Source organism: Pseudomonas sp. FW305-96 (assembly GCF_058783825.1).
In genome coordinates this window covers 61,989-77,444 of record NZ_JBYSYW010000002.1, presented here as the reverse complement: position 1 = coordinate 77,444, position 15,456 = coordinate 61,989, and the positions used below count along the sequence as shown (strand labels likewise).

Annotated in this window: 14 protein-coding genes; 6 read left to right on the top strand and 8 right to left on the bottom strand. The window is 64.0% G+C overall.

The window, feature by feature from the left end:
* The first annotated feature begins 152 nt into the window (after positions 1-152).
* From lon to cmoB, 4 genes are all read left to right on the top strand, one after another.
* On the top strand, positions 153-2,573 hold the full coding sequence (gene lon, locus AC3WL2_RS01715; protein ID WP_102681620.1) for an endopeptidase La: 2,421 nt from the start codon (positions 153-155) through the stop codon (positions 2,571-2,573).
* Between the two features lie 168 nt (positions 2,574-2,741).
* Positions 2,742-3,134, top strand: a complete 393-nt coding sequence (locus AC3WL2_RS01710) for a protease inhibitor I42 family protein (RefSeq protein ID WP_046856831.1) — start codon at positions 2,742-2,744, stop codon at positions 3,132-3,134.
* An 89-nt stretch (positions 3,135-3,223) separates the two neighbouring features.
* The gene (cmoA, locus tag AC3WL2_RS01705; RefSeq protein WP_102681619.1) at positions 3,224-3,967 is read left to right on the top strand and encodes a carboxy-S-adenosyl-L-methionine synthase CmoA; all 744 of its coding nucleotides are present in this window, start codon (positions 3,224-3,226) and stop codon (positions 3,965-3,967) included.
* Entirely contained in the window at positions 3,964-4,920 is a 957-nt protein-coding gene (gene cmoB, locus AC3WL2_RS01700; RefSeq protein ID WP_102681618.1) for a tRNA 5-methoxyuridine(34)/uridine 5-oxyacetic acid(34) synthase CmoB, read from the top strand. The genes cmoA and cmoB overlap by 4 nt, the downstream gene beginning before the upstream one ends.
* A gap of 70 nt (positions 4,921-4,990) precedes the next feature.
* On the opposite strand, the gene AC3WL2_RS01695 is transcribed toward cmoB, so the two are convergent.
* The gene (locus AC3WL2_RS01695; protein ID WP_102681617.1) at positions 4,991-5,194 is read right to left on the bottom strand and encodes a hypothetical protein; all 204 of its coding nucleotides are present in this window, start codon (positions 5,192-5,194) and stop codon (positions 4,991-4,993) included.
* A 276-nt stretch (positions 5,195-5,470) separates the two neighbouring features.
* On the opposite strand from AC3WL2_RS01695, the gene AC3WL2_RS01690 reads away from it, so the two are divergent.
* Complete coding sequence (locus AC3WL2_RS01690) at positions 5,471-6,145, top strand: heavy metal response regulator transcription factor (protein ID WP_102681616.1); 675 nt, start codon at positions 5,471-5,473, stop codon at positions 6,143-6,145.
* On the top strand, positions 6,142-7,527 hold the full coding sequence (locus AC3WL2_RS01685) for a heavy metal sensor histidine kinase (RefSeq protein ID WP_102681615.1): 1,386 nt from the start codon (positions 6,142-6,144) through the stop codon (positions 7,525-7,527). The genes AC3WL2_RS01690 and AC3WL2_RS01685 overlap by 4 nt, the downstream gene beginning before the upstream one ends.
* A gap of 74 nt (positions 7,528-7,601) precedes the next feature.
* Here the strand turns inward: AC3WL2_RS01685 and pdxJ are convergent, their stop codons facing one another.
* From pdxJ to AC3WL2_RS01650, 7 genes are all read right to left on the bottom strand, one after another.
* On the bottom strand, positions 7,602-8,324 hold the full coding sequence (pdxJ, locus tag AC3WL2_RS01680; protein WP_219730207.1) for a pyridoxine 5'-phosphate synthase: 723 nt from the start codon (positions 8,322-8,324) through the stop codon (positions 7,602-7,604).
* Between the two features lie 62 nt (positions 8,325-8,386).
* Positions 8,387-9,070, bottom strand: coding sequence for a DNA repair protein RecO (recO, locus tag AC3WL2_RS01675; protein WP_102681613.1), 684 nt, complete (start codon positions 9,068-9,070; stop codon positions 8,387-8,389).
* Positions 9,071-9,207: 137 nt separating this feature from the next.
* Complete coding sequence (gene era / locus AC3WL2_RS01670) at positions 9,208-10,110, bottom strand: GTPase Era (RefSeq protein WP_031315023.1); 903 nt, start codon at positions 10,108-10,110, stop codon at positions 9,208-9,210.
* Positions 10,103-10,792, bottom strand: coding sequence for a ribonuclease III (gene rnc / locus AC3WL2_RS01665; RefSeq protein ID WP_023630413.1), 690 nt, complete (start codon positions 10,790-10,792; stop codon positions 10,103-10,105). Before rnc ends, era begins: the two co-directional genes overlap by 8 nt.
* Before the next feature lie 160 nt (positions 10,793-10,952).
* Positions 10,953-11,807 carry a signal peptidase I gene (lepB, locus tag AC3WL2_RS01660; protein ID WP_102681612.1) on the bottom strand — a complete coding sequence of 285 codons (855 nt, stop codon included), beginning with the start codon at positions 11,805-11,807 and terminating at the stop codon, positions 10,953-10,955.
* 5 nt (positions 11,808-11,812) lie between these two features.
* The gene (gene lepA, locus AC3WL2_RS01655) at positions 11,813-13,612 is read right to left on the bottom strand and encodes a translation elongation factor 4 (RefSeq protein ID WP_038705563.1); all 1,800 of its coding nucleotides are present in this window, start codon (positions 13,610-13,612) and stop codon (positions 11,813-11,815) included.
* Between the two features lie 270 nt (positions 13,613-13,882).
* Positions 13,883-15,289: a DegQ family serine endoprotease gene (locus AC3WL2_RS01650; RefSeq protein ID WP_371918089.1), complete on the bottom strand. Its 1,407-nt coding sequence runs from the start codon at positions 15,287-15,289 to the stop codon at positions 13,883-13,885.
* Positions 15,290-15,456 lie beyond the last annotated feature (167 nt).

Sequence of the window (15,456 nt, the reverse complement as noted above, 5' to 3'; positions counted from 1 at the left end):
ATCACGCCTGTCGCGGGGCAAGCCCACTCCCATCGAGGGAGCGGGCTTGCCCCGCTATTGTTTCCCTCCGCAGTTCTCCCCCCTTCGTCTACCATTGAAACCTGCCAACCACCGCCCCATCTAAGCACCATAGCCATTCACGCAGGTGCCCCATGAGCGACCAGCAGGATTTCCCGGAACATCCCGACGAACACAGCGAAGTCGAACATCTCGATCCCGCGACCGCCCCCGGTCACCATCTCGCCCTGCCCGGCCAGCAACTGCCGGACAAGGTCTACGTGATCCCGATCCACAACCGCCCGTTCTTCCCCGCGCAAGTGCTGCCGGTGATCGTCAATGAAGAACCCTGGGCCGAAACCCTCGATCTGGTCGCCAAGACCCCGCACCACTCCCTGGCGCTGTTCTTCATGGACACCCCGCCGGAGGACCACCGCCACTTCGACACCAAGGCCCTGCCCGAATACGGCACCCTGGTGAAGGTCCACCACGCCAGCCGCGAAGGCGGCAAGCTGCAGTTCGTCGCCCAGGGCCTGACCCGCGTGCGCATCCGCACCTGGCTCAAGCACCACCGCCCGCCCTACCTGGTGGAGGTCGACTACCCACGCCAGCCGGCGGAGCCCACCGACGAAGTGAAGGCCTACGGCATGGCCCTGATCAACGCGATCAAGGAATTGTTGCCGCTCAACCCGCTGTACAGCGAAGAACTGAAGAACTACCTCAACCGCTTCAGCCCCAACGATCCGTCGCCGCTGACCGACTTCGCCGCCGCCCTCACCTCGGCCACCGGCAACCAGCTGCAGGAAGTGCTCGACTGCGTGCCCATGCTCAAGCGCATGGAAAAGGTCCTGCCGATGCTGCGCAAGGAGGTCGAGGTCGCCCGCCTGCAGAACGAGATATCAGCCGAGGTGAACCGCCAGATCGGCGAGCATCAACGCGAATTCTTCCTCAAGGAACAGCTCAAGGTCATCCAGCAGGAGCTGGGCCTGACCAAGGACGACCGCAGCGCCGACGTGGAGCAGTTCCAACAGCGCCTGGTGGGCAAGACCCTGCCCGAGCAAGCGAAAAAACGCATCGACGAGGAGATGGGCAAGCTGGCGATCCTCGAGACCGGCTCGCCGGAGTATGCCGTCACCCGCAACTACCTGGAGTGGGCCACCGCGCTGCCCTGGGGTGTGTACGGCAAGGACAAGCTCGACCTCAAGCACGCGCGCAAGGTACTCGACCGCCACCACGCCGGGCTCGACGACATCAAGGAACGCATTCTCGAGTTCCTTGCCGTCGGCGCCTGGAAGGGTGAGATCAGCGGCTCCATCGTCCTGCTGGTGGGTCCGCCCGGGGTAGGCAAGACCAGCATCGGCAAGTCCATCGCCGAATCCCTGGGCCGGCCGTTCTACCGTTTCAGCGTCGGCGGCATGCGTGACGAGGCCGAGATCAAGGGCCACCGCCGCACCTACATCGGCGCCCAGCCGGGCAAGCTGGTGCAGGCGCTGAAGGAGGTCGAGGTGATGAACCCGGTGATCATGCTCGACGAGATCGACAAGATGGGCCAGAGCTACCAGGGCGACCCGGCCTCGGCGCTGCTGGAAACCCTCGACCCGGAACAGAATGTCGACTTCCTCGACCACTACCTGGACCTGCGCCTGGACCTGTCCAAGGTGCTGTTCGTCTGCACCGCCAACACCCTGGACTCGATCCCCGGCCCCTTGCTCGACCGCATGGAAGTGATCCGCCTTTCCGGCTACATCACCGAAGAGAAGCTGGCCATCGCCAAGCGCCACCTATGGCCCAAGCAGCTGGACAAGGCCGGCGTGGCCAAGACCAGCCTGAGCATCAACGACGCCGCGCTGCGCGCGGTGATCGAGGGCTATGCCCGCGAAGCCGGTGTGCGCCAGCTGGAGAAACAGCTGGGCAAGCTGGTGCGCAAGTCGGTGGTCAAACTGCTGGAAGACCCGGACGCCAAGCTCAAGATTGCCGCCAAGGACCTCGAGCCCGCCCTGGGCATGCCGGTGTTCCGCAGCGAGCAGGTGCTGGCCGGCAAGGGCGTTATCACCGGCCTTGCCTGGACCAGCATGGGCGGCGCCACCCTGCCGATCGAGGCCACCCACATCCACAGCCTCAACCGCGGTCTCAAGCTCACCGGGCAGTTGGGTGACGTGATGAAGGAATCGGCGGAGATCGCATACAGCTTCATCAGCTCGAACCTCAAGCAGTTCGGTGGCACGCCCGGCTACTTCAACGAGGCGTTCATTCACCTGCACGTGCCCGAGGGCGCAACCCCCAAGGATGGCCCCAGCGCCGGCGTGACCATGGCCAGTGCCTTGCTGTCGCTGGCTCGCGACCAGCCGCCGAAGAGAGGCGTGGCCATGACCGGCGAGCTGACCCTGACCGGCCAGGTGCTGCCGATCGGCGGGGTCCGCGAGAAAGTGATCGCCGCGCGGCGACAGAAGATCTTCGAACTGATCCTGCCGGAGGCCAACCGTGGCGATTTCGAAGAATTGCCCGAGTATCTGAAGGACGGGCTGAGCGTACATTTCGCCAAGCGCTTCGCCGACGTGGCGAAAGTATTGTTCTAAAGAGGACGGGGCCGCGTTGCGGCCCTATCGCCGGCAAGCCGGCTCCCACACAGTGCGGCATGTATCCTACTTGTGGGAGCCGGCTTGCCGGCGATAGAGCCCGCGCAGACCACACAAACTTCCGACAGCTTCGGTTATCCTCAGGCCATTCCAGCTTCAGGAGCCAACATGTCCCTCCCTCGCCTGCTCGTCCCCGCCGCCCTGGCCCTGCTCACCGCCTGCGCCCAGCAACCGCAACGCACCGTCGAACTGGACGGCGAAAGCGAATGCCCCAAGCGCCTGCAGGTCGGCCAGACCCTGACCCTCACCTTGCCCAGCAACCCCACCACCGGCTACCGCTGGCTGGTGCAGAACCCGGCTTCGGAGATCCTGCGCAGCCTCGGCCCTGAGGTGTACAGCTCTCCGGAGCAAGCCGGCATCGTCGGCAGCGGCGGCCTGTCCAGCTGGCGCTTCCAGGCCAAGGCCGCTGGTGAGGGCCACCTGATCCTGGTCTACCAGCAGCCCTGGGCCCCGGAAGTACGTCCCGTACAGACCTTCGATTGCGCCATTCGGGTCAACTGAGCGCACGGCGCCGGTCAGCCAGTCATGCAAGCTTGCCGTGGTTTGGCTAGAATGCCGCCCCTGTAGATTGCCAGCCGCCTGGACCCACCGTGAGCAAACAACCCGACCGCCTATTCGCCCAACCCCTGGAGCAGGTGCCCGACTTCGTCTTCAACGAAGACGTGGTGCAGGTGTTCCCGGACATGATCAAGCGCTCGGTGCCCGGTTACCCGACCATCGTCGAGAACCTCGGCGTGCTTGCCGCGCGCTTCGCCCAACCCAACTCCGCGCTGTACGACCTCGGCGCCTCGCTGGGCGCAGTGACCCAGGCGCTGCGTCGCCATGTGCGCACGGACGGCTGCCGGGTGATCGCGGTGGACAACTCGGCGGCCATGGTCGAGCGCTGCCGACAGTACCTCACAGCCCAGGACTCGATGTTCCAGGAGTTGCTGCCGGCGCAGGTGCTGGAGGCCGATATTCTGGCCCTGCCCTTCGAGCCGGCCTCGGTCGTGGCAATGAACTTCACCCTGCAGTTCGTCGCCCCCGAACAGCGCCTGGACCTGCTTGCCCGCATCCGCCAGGCACTTTTGCCGGGCGGCGCGTTGATTCTCTCGGAGAAACTGCGCTTCACCGACGCCCAGGAGCAGGAACTGCTCAACGAACTGCACCTGGACTTCAAGCGTGCCAATGGCTACAGCGAACTGGAAATCGCCCAGAAACGCAGCGCCATCGAGAACGTGATGAAACCCGACACCCTGGAAACCCATGAAGCGCGCCTGCGCGCCGCCGGCTTCTCCAAGGTCGTGCCCTGGTTCCAATGCCTCAACTTTGCCTCGCTGATAGCCCTGCCATGATCGATCTGTCCCCCCTCGTCCGCCGCCTGGCCGGCACGCCCCTTGCCACCTGGTCCCAAGGCCTGCAGGCACAACTCGAAAGCAAGCTGGAAAAGGGCCACGGCGACCTCGATCGCTGGCGCGGCGCCCTCGACGCACTGCCGCAGCTGACCCCGAGCGAAATCGACCTGGTCGACGGCCTGCGCCTGGACTGCGCCTGCGACGACGCCACCCGGGCGCAGATGCGCCAGGCGCTGATGGGCCTGTCGCCCTGGCGCAAGGGCCCGTTCGACCTGTTCGGCGTGCATGTCGATACCGAATGGCGCTCGGACTGGAAATGGTCGCGGGTCGGCCCGCACCTGGATCTCAAGGGCAAACGCGTGCTCGACGTGGGTTGCGGTAACGGCTACTACCAGTGGCGCATGCTCGGTGCCGGCGCCGACATGGTCATCGGCGTCGACCCCAACTGGTTGTTCTTCTGCCAGTTCCAGGCCGTGCAGCAGTACCTGCCGGACCTGCCGGCGTGGCACCTGCCGTTCGCCCTCGAAGAGCTGCCGGCCAACCTCGAAGGTTTCGACACCGTATTCTCCATGGGCGTGTTCTACCACCGCCGCTCGCCCATCGAGCATTTGCTGGCGCTCAAGGATTGCCTGGTCAAGGGTGGCGAGCTGGTACTGGAAACCCTGGTGATCGAGGGCGACGAAAACCAGGTGCTGGTGCCCGAGGACCGCTACGCGCAGATGCGCAACGTATGGTTCCTGCCGTCGGTGCCAGCCCTGGAGCGCTGGCTGCGCCGCGCCGGCTTCAGCGATGTGCGCTGCGTCGATGTCAGCGTCACCAGCGTCGAGGAACAACGCAGCACCGAGTGGATGCGCTACCAGTCGCTTGGCGATTTCCTCGCCCCCAATGACCACGGCAAGACCATTGAAGGCCTGCCGGCGCCACGCCGCGCCACATTGCTGGCGCGTAAATAAAAAAAGGCGCCCATTCGGGCGCCCAGGCTCACCTGCGCCGAGGAGCTGTCGCGGCGCAGGCGTGTGGTGCTCAATCCTTGGCCAGCTCGCGGGCCTTCTCTTCGGCCTTGCGCTCACGCTCGGCCACGGCCTGCTGCTTGTCGCCATGCAGACGCGCCTGGTCCTCGCGGAAGGCTTGCCAGAATTGCTTGGAACGCTCCGCGCCACCCTCGGCGAAAACGTTGGTGCTGCCCAGGGCGAGGATCGCCAGCAGCAGGTACTTGGTCAGGTTCATCGTGCTTGCCTCGTGATAACCGTATCGACAGGGCCATCATGGCAAGGCGCAGCTAACAGCAAGGTGAGGCGGACATTACAGTCCTGAAATCCCCACAGAAACTCGTGGCAGTGGGCTTGCCCCGCGATGACGACAAGCCTGTCGCCCATATGACCTGCAGATTACAAATCAGCAATCCTCCTCTTATCGCCATTCGCATCCAGTAACATCCTCGCCGCTTGACCCTGATGTCACTACAGGGTCGAGAATCGCCCCCTTTCCACACAGAGCCCGACCATGCGCCTACTGATCATCGAGGACGAACCCCGTACCGCTGACTACCTGCAGCAAGGCCTGCGCGAAAACGGCTATGTGGTCGACTGCGCCTACACCGGCACCGACGGCCTGCACCTGGCCCGCCAGCAGCCCTACGACCTGGTGATCCTCGACGTCAACCTGCCCGGGCTCGATGGCTGGGGCGTACTACAGCGCCTGCGCGCCGAGTCGTCCACGCGGATCATGATGCTCACCGCCCACGGCCGGCTCGCCGATCGGGTCAAGGGGCTGGACCTGGGCGCGGACGACTACCTGCTAAAGCCGTTCGAATTCCCCGAACTGCTGGCGCGTATCCGCAGCCTGCTCCGGCGCAACGACCAGCGCCTGCAGCCGAGCACATTGAAGGTCGCCGACCTTGAGCTCGACCCCGGCCGACACCGCGCCTGGCGTAACGGCCAGCGCATCGATCTGACGGCGAAGGAGTTCGCCTTGCTGCACCTGTTGATGCGCCAGAGCGGCGAAGTGCTGTCACGTACCCAGATCATCTCGCTGGTGTGGGACATGAACTTCGACTGCGACACCAACGTGGTGGAGGTATCGATCCGCCGCCTGCGGGCGAAGATCGACGACCCCTTCGACGACAAGCTGATCCATACCCTGCGCGGCGTCGGCTACGTGCTCGAGGCGCGGGCGTGAAGCGCCCCAGCCTGTCGTTGCGCCTGGGCCTGGGCGTCACCCTGCTGGGCGCGGCGCTGGTGCTGCTGCTGGCGTGCCTGGCGGTATTCGCCCTCGACCATGAACTGGATAGCCGGGCACGCAAGGACCTGACGCGCAAGATGCAGCAGGTCGAGCACAACCTGCGGGTGGACCTGCGCAGCGACGACCTCAGCGCCCGGGCCCACCCCCTGCTCGACCTGGTCATGGGCCATGACAACCTCAGCCTCAGCGTGCTGGCCGTCAATGGCCGCCATCCAGCGCTGCTCAGCCTTGGCCCGGCCATGCAGTCCCAGCACTTGCTGAACCTCGAAGCGGACGAACGGCTGACCTTCCATGCCTGGCGCGACGACGGCGACAATCAGATCCTCACCGCCAGCCGCTTGATGCGCCTGCGCGACGACACCCCGGTAAAAGTGTTGATGTCACTCAACCGCAGCGATGACAACAGCCTGCTGCAAGCCTACCTGCACTCGACCCTGCTGGCCCTGCCGCTGCTGCTGGTGCTGATCGGCATCGCCGCCTGGAAACTGGTGCAGCGCGGCCTGCGCCCGTTGCGGCACTTTCGCCGGATCGCCGGGCAGGTTTCGGCCCAGGACCTGGCACACCGCCTGCCCGACCAAGGTCTGCCCAGTGAGTTGGCCGACCTGGCGCGCGCCATCAACGTCATGCTCGACCGGCTCGACCAGGGCGTGCGCCAACTGTCGCAGTTCTCCGACGACCTGGCCCACGAGCTGCGCACGCCCATCGGCAACCTGATGGGCAAGGCCCAGGTGACCCTGGCCCGCGAGCGTGACGGCGACAAGTACCGCGAAGCCCTCGAAGACAGCGTCGAGGAGCTGACCCGCCTCAACCGCATCATCAACGACATGCTGTTCCTCGCCCAGGTCAGCCAGCCGCAGACCCAGGTTGCCCTGGCGCCACTGACGTTGGCGGACGAAGTGGCCCGGGTGAGTGAACTGTTCGCCTTCAGTGCCGAGCTCAAGGGTATCTCCCTGCACCTGCAAGGCTGGGGCACGGCCCTGGCGGACCGGTTGATGTTCCAGCGGGCGCTGTCGAACCTGTTGAGCAATGCGATTCGCCATGCACCAGAGGGCAAGCCGGTCGCCGTAGGTATCGAGCGGCTGGGCAACGAGATTGCCGTGTGGGTGCAGAACCAGGGCACGGGGATAGACGAGACGCACCTGCCGCACCTGTTCGAACGCTTTTACCGGGCAGGAGCCGGGCGTTCACGGCTGGAGGGCGGAACCGGGCTGGGGTTGGCGATCGTCAAGTCGATCATGCAATTGCATGGGGGGCGGGTCGAGGTCACGAGCCAGGTCGAAGGGCCGACGCGGTTCACCTTGGTATTCAAGGCCGAGTAAAGCTATCGCGGGGCAAGCTCGCTCCCACAGGAGCTCCAGCAAAGCCTGTGGGAGGTGCTTACCTCGCGATTGACTCAGCGCGAAGCAGCGACGATCAGCGCTTTCATCTCGGCCACCGCGGCCTTGAAGCCGACGAACAGCGCATGGGCCACCAGCGCATGGCCGATGTTCAGCTCGTTGATGCCCTTGATCGCGGCCACCGCCTCGACGTTGTGGTAATGCAGGCCATGACCGGCATTGACGATCAGGCCCTGGCCAACACCAAACGCCACGCCATCGACGATGCGCTTGAGTTCCTCTGCCACTTCGGTCGGTGTCTCGGCATCAGCGTAACGGCCGGTGTGCAACTCGATGGCCGGCGCGCCGACACGGCGCGAGGCCTGGATCTGCCGCTCGTCGGCATCGATGAACAGCGACACCTCGGCACCGGTGCGCGACAGGCGTTCGATAGCCGCCTTGATCCGCGCCTCCTGGCCGGCGACATCGAGGCCGCCTTCGGTGGTCAGTTCCTGGCGGGTTTCCGGCACCAGGCAGATATGCGCCGGGCGGATCTTCTCGGCGAAGGCCATCATCTCTTCGGTGACGCCCATCTCGAAGTTCATGCGGGTCTGCAGCACGTCCTTGAGCAGCAGCACGTCGCGCTCCTGAATGTGCCGGCGGTCTTCGCGCAGGTGCACGGTGATGCCGTCGGCACCCGCTTCCTCGGCGTCCAGGGCGGCCTTGACCGGGTCTGGATAGCGGGTGCCCCGGGCCTGGCGCAGGGTCGCCACGTGGTCGATGTTGACGCCGAGAAGCATGCGGTTGCTGTGAGTCACGAAGGGGCACTCCTGAAAGTTGAGGGCCACAGCATACGTCGTGCTCAGCGCTTGCGAAACAGTTCCCGGCTGACCAATGGCTTGGGCCCCAGGTGGACCGCCAGTGCCTGGCGCATCAAGCGCTTGGCGGCAAGCAAGGCGCCAGGCGCCTCCCAGTCGGCCTGGGCCAGGGCCAGCAGTTCGCCGCCCTTGAACAAACCGGGCTGGAACAGTTCGACCCGCTCAAGGCCCGCATCCACCTGCAGGCGATAAAGGCCTTCGGCGACCACAGGGCTGTCGTTGACGTCATGGTCCAGGGTGAAGGCATAACCCAGCTCATCCAGCAGACGCCATTCGAAGGAGCGCAACAGCGGCTCCAGCGCACGCCCGGCGGCCAGGGCCTGCAAGGTCAGGGTGTAGTGCTCGAACAGCGCCGGATGCGGCGCCTCGGCGGGCAGCAGGCGCATCAGCAGTTCGTTGAGGTACAACCCGCTGAACAGCGCGTCACCGTGCAACCAGGCTGAAATACCGACGGCATCCAGACGGCCGACGTTCTTCAACTCGCCGCGCCCGCGCAGCTCCACCTCCAGCGGCACGAACGGCCGCACCAGGCTACCGCCCTTGCCCCGCGCCCGGCGCAGCACGGCGCGTACCTTGCCTTGCGGGGTAAGAAAGTCCACCAGCGCACTGGTTTCCTTGTAGGCGCGGCTGTGCAGCACGTAGGCCGGCTGGGGGGTGGGTTGTTCCATCACAGACCACTCGATATCGGACATGACTGTGGGAGCGGCGTTGAGGGGCCCGACTTGCCCCGCGTTCACCACCGCGAGGCAAGTCGGGCCGCCGCATCGCCGCTCCCACAGGAGCAGAGGCAGTGCCGCCGAAGGGCTTACAGGTCGCCGTAACCCAGCGAACGCAGGGCGCGCTCGTCGTCGGACCAGCCGCCCTTCACCTTGACCCACAGGTTGAGCATGACCTTGGAGTCGAACAGTACTTCCATGTCCTTGCGCGCCTCGGAGCCGATGCGCTTGATGCGCTCGCCCTTGTCGCCAATGATGATCTTCTTCTGGCCGTCGCGCTCAACCAGGATCAGCGCATGGATGTGCAGCACATGGCCCTGCTGCTTGAATTCCTCGATCTCCACGGTGATCTGGTACGGCAGCTCCGCACCGAGCTGACGCATGATCTTCTCGCGCACCAGCTCGGCGGCCAGGAAGCGGCTGCTACGGTCGGTGATCTGGTCTTCGGGGAAGAAGTGATCGTTCTCGGGCAGGTGCTTGGCGATCTGTGCTTCCAGCGCTTCGAGGTTGTGCCCCTGCTGCGCGGAAATCGGCATCACTTCGGCGTTCGGCAGCTGCTCTTGCAGCCACTGCAGGTGCGGGATCAGCTCGGCCTTCTCTTCCATGCGGTCGGTTTTGTTGACCGCGATGATCAGCGGGCCGGTCACGTACTGCACGCGCTCCAGCACCAACTGGTCTTCGTCGGTCCACTTGGTGCGGTCGACCACGAAGATCACCACGTCGACGTCCTTCAGGGCCGCCGAGGCGTTGCGGTTCATGTAGCGGTTCAGTGCCTTGTCGTTGGCCTTGTGCATGCCGGGGGTGTCGACGTAGATCGCCTGCACGTCACCCTCGGTCTTGATGCCGAGCATGTTGTGGCGGGTGGTCTGCGGCTTGCGCGAGGTGATCGCCAGCTTCTGGCCGAGGATGTGGTTGAGCAGCGTGGACTTGCCCACGTTGGGGCGACCGACGATGGCCACATAGCCGCAGCGGGTCGAAGTATTCTCAGTCATTGCCATTCTCCACGCCCAGGGCGATCAATGCGGCGGCGGCGGCGACCTGCTCGGCGATACGCCGGCTCACGCCCTGGCCGCGGCTTTTCTTGTTCAGCAGGACCACTTCACATTCGACGAAGAAGGTCCGGCAGTGCGGTTCGCCCTGGATATCCACCACTTCGTAACGTGGCAACTCGCAGGCACGCGACTGCAGGAACTCCTGCAAGCGCGTCTTGGGGTCCTTGTTGGTGTCGACCAGGGTCAGGCCATCGAACTCGTCGGTCAGCCAGGCGAGGATTCGCTCGCGTGCGGTCTGCATGTCGGCGTCCTGGTAGATCGCACCGATCAAGGCCTCGAGGGCGTCGGCAAGAATCGACTCGCGACGGAAACCACCGCTCTTCAGCTCGCCCGAGCCCAGGCGCAGGTATTCGCCCAGGTCGAAGCCGCGGGCCAGCCGCGCCAGGGTCTCGCCCTTGACCAGACGGGCGCGAAGACGCGACAACTGGCCTTCACGCGCCTGCGGGAAGCGCTCGAACAGCGCCTCGCCGACCACGAAGTTGAGGATGGCATCACCCAGGAACTCCAGGCGCTCGTTATTGCGCCCGGCGTAGCTGCGATGGGTCAGGGCCAGCAGCATCTGGTCCTGATTCTTGAAGGTATAGCCGAGCTTGCGCTCCAGGCGTGCAAGGGAACCACTCATGGGGCGACCCCGGCAATGTTCAACGCGTTGTTCAAATCAACATCCTGAAAGACGGTTTGACTGTGGTCAGACGCCGACAACGGCGAAAGCCTCGTTCCCTGAGAACACAGCCTATGTCAGAAATGCAATCGGCGCCGTCCATGGACAGCGCCGTCGTTACTCAATGGATCAGCCCGACCCGCGACAGGTTCGGGAAGTGGCTGAGTTTCGGCTCTGGCCAGCTCATCCAGACCGCAAAGGCCTTGCCGACGATATTCCGGTCCGGAACCATGCCATGCAGTTCCTTGGGAATGTTCGGATCATCCCAGAAGCGACTGTCGTTGGAGTTGTCGCGGTTGTCACCCATCATGAAGTAGTGACTGGACGGCACGGTCCACTGCTGGTCCGGCGGCATGCGATAGCGGGTCATTTCCTTGCGGATCAGGTGCTCGGCTTCACCGAGCTTTTCCTTGTACAGCTCGGCGCTGCCCAGGGTGCCCGGCTCGCTGCCGACCAGCTGCTCGGCAATCGCCTGGCCATTGACGAACAGCCGCTTGTCGGCGGTGTAGCGGATCACGTCGCCCGGCAGGCCGACCACACGCTTGATGTAGTTGACGTTGGGGTCGCTCGGGTAGCGGAACACCATCACATCCCCGCGCTGCGGATCACCCACCTCGATGACCTTCTTGTCGATCACCGGCAGGCGAATGCCGTAGGAGAACTTGTTCACCAGGATGAAGTCGCCCACTTCCAGCGTCGGCTTCATCGACCCCGAAGGGATCTGGAACGGCTCGACCAGGAACGAACGCAGCACCAGCACGATGAACAGCACCGGGAAGAACGACTTGCCGTATTCAACCAGCAAGGGTTCCTTGTTCAGGCGTTCGACCACGGCCATTTCAGGCTGGCTGACGCTGCCCTGGTAGTTGGCGATCGCCGCCCGCCGGCGCGGGGCCAGGAACAGCAGGTCGATCAGACCCAACAGACCGCAGACAGCGACGGCGATGACGAGCAACAGCGGGAAATTTAGCGACATAGGACCTAGCTATCCAACCTGAGCACAGCGAGGAAGGCTTCCTGTGGAATCTCCACGTTACCTACCTGCTTCATGCGTTTCTTACCGGCCTTCTGCTTCTCCAGCAGCTTCTTCTTACGGCTGACGTCACCACCGTAGCACTTGGCCAGTACGTTCTTTCTGAGCGCCTTGACGGTTGTCCGCGCAATGATCTGGCCGCCGATAGCTGCCTGGATCGCCACGTCGAACATCTGCCTAGGGATCAGTTCCTTCATCTTTTCGGTCAACGCACGGCCTTTGTAGGCGGCGTTGTCGCGGTGCACGATCAGGGCCAGGGCATCGACCTTGTCGCCGTTGATCAGCACGTCCAGCTTGACCAGGTTGGCCGACTGGTAGCGGTCGAAATGGTAGTCCAGCGACGCGTAGCCGCGACTGGTGGACTTGAGCCGGTCGAAGAAGTCCAGGACCACTTCGTTCATCGGCATGTCGTAGCGCACCTGCACCTGGCTGCCGAGGAACTGCATGTCGCGCTGCACGCCACGCTTCTCGATGCACAGGGTGATGACGTTGCCCAGGTGCTCCTGCGGCACGAGGATGGTCGCGGTGACGATCGGCTCGCGGAAGTCGGTGACGGACGAGACGTCCGGCAGCTTCGATGGGTTGTCGACGACGATGGTCTCACCGGTCTTGAGCTCGAGCTCGTAGATCACGCTTGGCGCGGTGGTGATCAGGTCCAGGTCGTATTCGCGCTCCAGGCGCTCCTGGATGATCTCCATGTGCAGCATGCCGAGGAAGCCGCAACGGAAGCCGAAGCCCAGGGCGTCGGAGCTTTCCGGCATGTATTGCAGCGACGAGTCGTTCAGGGTCAGCTTCTGCAGGGCGTCGCGGAAGTCCTCGAAGTCGTCGGAACTGACCGGGAACAGGCCCGCGTAGACCTGCGGCTGGATCTTCTTGAAGCCCGCCAGCATTTCGACTTCCGGGGTGCTGGACAGGGTCAGGGTGTCGCCCACCGGCGCACCATGGATGTCCTTGATGCTGGCGATGATGAAGCCCACTTCACCGGCTTTCAGATCAGCGGTCTGGGTGTGTTTCGGGGTGAACACACCAACGCTGTCGACCAGATGCACCTTGCCGGTGGACTTGACCAGGATCTTGTCGCCTTTCTTGACGCGGCCCTGGCGCACACGCACCAGCGAGACCACGCCCAGGTAGTTGTCGAACCAGGAGTCGATGATCAGCGCCTGCAGCGGGGCGTCGATCTCACCGGTCGGAGCGGGGATGGTATGTACCAGGCGCTCGAGCACCTCGTCGACGCCCATGCCGCTCTTGGCACTGCAAGCCACGGCGTCGGTGGCGTCGATGCCGATGATCTTCTCGATCTCGTCCTTGACGCGGTCCGGGTCAGCCTGGGGCAGGTCCATCTTGTTCAGCACGGGCATGACTTCCAGGCCCTGCTCGATGGCGGTGTAGCAGTTGGCCACCGATTGCGCCTCGACGCCCTGGCCGGCATCGACCACCAGCAGCGCGCCCTCGCACGCCGCCAGCGAGCGCGAGACTTCATAGGTGAAGTCAACGTGGCCGGGGGTGTCGATGAAGTTCAGCTGGTAGGTTTTACCATCCTGCGCCTTGTAGTGCAGCGTGACGCTGTGGGCCTTGATGGTGATACCGCGTTCGCGCTCCAAGTCCATGGAATCGAGGACCTGGGCTTCCATTTCGCGCGCCGACAGGCCACCGCACATCTGGATGAAACGGTCGGCCAGCGTCGACTTGCCATGGTCGATGTGGGCGATGATGGAGAAATTGCGGATATGACTCAAATCACTCACAGGTCAACACTCGAAAAGGCTGCGAGCCGGACGCCCGCCGAAAAATAGCCGGGAATTGTACCTCAAGCCGCAGGGATATGGGAGAACCCTTGTCACCTGCCTATCGGTTAGCGTGGGAGCGGGCTTGCCCCGCGATGGCGTCCGATCAGTTGAAATTGTTGCCTGATCTGACAATATCGCGGGGCAAGCCCGCTCCCACGCAGGACCTTTACTCCTGCTTGCTCAAGAAAAAGGGCAGCCGAGGCTGCCCTTTCCTACCTTGCAATCCGCTTATTCAGCCAGTTTGAAGGTGATGAAGCTGGCACGCCCCTGGCGCAGCACGCGCATGGACACCGAACGGTTCTTCGGCAGTTCCTTGGCGATCTCGGTGAACTGCTTGGCCGAGGCAATGGCCTGGTTGTTCAGGTGGCTGATCACATCGCCCGGACGCAGGCCGATCATGGCCGCCGGGCCATCCTGGACTTCCTTGATGACCACCCCGCCCTTGAGTTCGAGCGACTTTTTCTGCTCGGCACTGAGGTCGGCGACAGATACGCCCAGACGGTTGCTGCTGCGCTCGGCGCTGCCATCGGCACCCGCACCCATGCCGATGTCGGCGTCATCCTCGGGCAATGCGCCGATGGTCACATCCAGGTTCTGGCGCTTGCCATTGCGGATGATCTCAAGCTTGGCTTTCTCGCCATCCTTCAGGCTGCCCACCAGGTGCGGCAGGTCGGCGGACATGACGATCGGCTGGCCATTCATGCTCAGGATCACGTCGCCCACCTGCAGGCCGCCCTTGGCTGCCGGGCCGTTTTCCAGGACCTGGGCCACCAGGGCACCGGCCGGCTTGTCCAGGCCGAACGACTCGGCCAGGTCCTTGTTGACCTCCTGGATCACCACGCCCAGCCAGCCGCGGCTGACCTTGCCGTCTTTCTTCAACTGGTTCGATACATCGATCGCCACGTCGATCGGGATGGCGAACGACAGGCCCATGAAGCCGCCGGAACGGGTGAAGATCTGCGAGTTGATGCCCACCACCTCGCCTTTCATGTTGAACAGCGGCCCACCGGAGTTGCCCGGGTTGATCGCCACGTCGGTCTGGATGAACGGCACATAGGTGTCGTTGGGCAGCGTGCGGCCCTTGGCGCTGACGATACCCTTGGTCACCGAGTGGTCGAAGCCGAACGGCGAACCGATGGCCAGCACCCACTCACCGACCTTGAGCTTTTCCGAATCGCCCAGTTTGACGGTCGGCAGGTTCTTGCCGTCGACCTTGAGCAACGCCACGTCGGTGCGTGGGTCGGTACCCACCAGCTTGGCCTGCAGCTCGCTGCGGTCGGACAGGCGGACAATGATCTCGTCAGCGTCGGCCACCACATGGTTGTTGGTCAGCACGTAGCCGTCACTGGAAATGATGAAGCCCGAACCCAGCGACTGCGCCTCACGCTGGCGATCACCGCGCGGCGAACGCGGCTGCTGCGGCATGTTGCGCTCGAAGAACTCGCGGAACATCGGCGGCAGGCCTTCCAGGTCGGGCATCTGCCCGGCGGCGACACGGCGGTCCGGCAGCTTCTGCTTGGTACTGATGTTGACCACCGCCGGCGAGGCCTGCTCGACCAGGGTGGTAAAGTCCGGCAGAGACTCCTCGGCCTGGGCACTGAGCACCTGGCCGAGCATCAGCACGGCAGCGAACATCGATAGGTAGGTTTTCAAGCGTGGTATTGACATACGGCTCCCGTCACAACGAGCGTAGTTAGCAGTAAGGTTCCCGCAGACGCAGGAAAGGCCAGACTCCGAGAAGCCTGACCTATAGAAAATTTGCGGCAGGATTGCAAATGACAATGCCTTAATTTCATGTCAGC

Bases quoted from the DNA above. Each gene is read 5' to 3' on its own strand.
- lon (WP_102681620.1), top strand. From the start codon at position 153: ATGAGCGACCAGCAGGATTTCCCGGAACATCCCGACGAACACAGCGAA.
- AC3WL2_RS01710 (WP_046856831.1), top strand. From the start codon at position 2,742: ATGTCCCTCCCTCGCCTGCTCGTCCCCGCCGCCCTGGCCCTGCTCACC.
- cmoB (WP_102681618.1), top strand. From the start codon at position 3,964: ATGATCGATCTGTCCCCCCTCGTCCGCCGCCTGGCCGGCACGCCCCTT.
- AC3WL2_RS01695 (WP_102681617.1), bottom strand. From the start codon at position 5,194: ATGAACCTGACCAAGTACCTGCTGCTGGCGATCCTCGCCCTGGGCAGC.
- AC3WL2_RS01690 (WP_102681616.1), top strand. From the start codon at position 5,471: ATGCGCCTACTGATCATCGAGGACGAACCCCGTACCGCTGACTACCTG.
- pdxJ (WP_219730207.1), bottom strand. From the start codon at position 8,324: ATGCTTCTCGGCGTCAACATCGACCACGTGGCGACCCTGCGCCAGGCC.
- recO (WP_102681613.1), bottom strand. From the start codon at position 9,070: ATGGAACAACCCACCCCCCAGCCGGCCTACGTGCTGCACAGCCGCGCC.
- era (WP_031315023.1), bottom strand. From the start codon at position 10,110: ATGACTGAGAATACTTCGACCCGCTGCGGCTATGTGGCCATCGTCGGT.
- rnc (WP_023630413.1), bottom strand. From the start codon at position 10,792: ATGAGTGGTTCCCTTGCACGCCTGGAGCGCAAGCTCGGCTATACCTTC.
- lepB (WP_102681612.1), bottom strand. From the start codon at position 11,807: ATGTCGCTAAATTTCCCGCTGTTGCTCGTCATCGCCGTCGCTGTCTGC.
- AC3WL2_RS01650 (WP_371918089.1), bottom strand. From the start codon at position 15,289: ATGTTCGCTGCCGTGCTGATGCTCGGCCAGGTGCTCAGTGCCCAGGCC.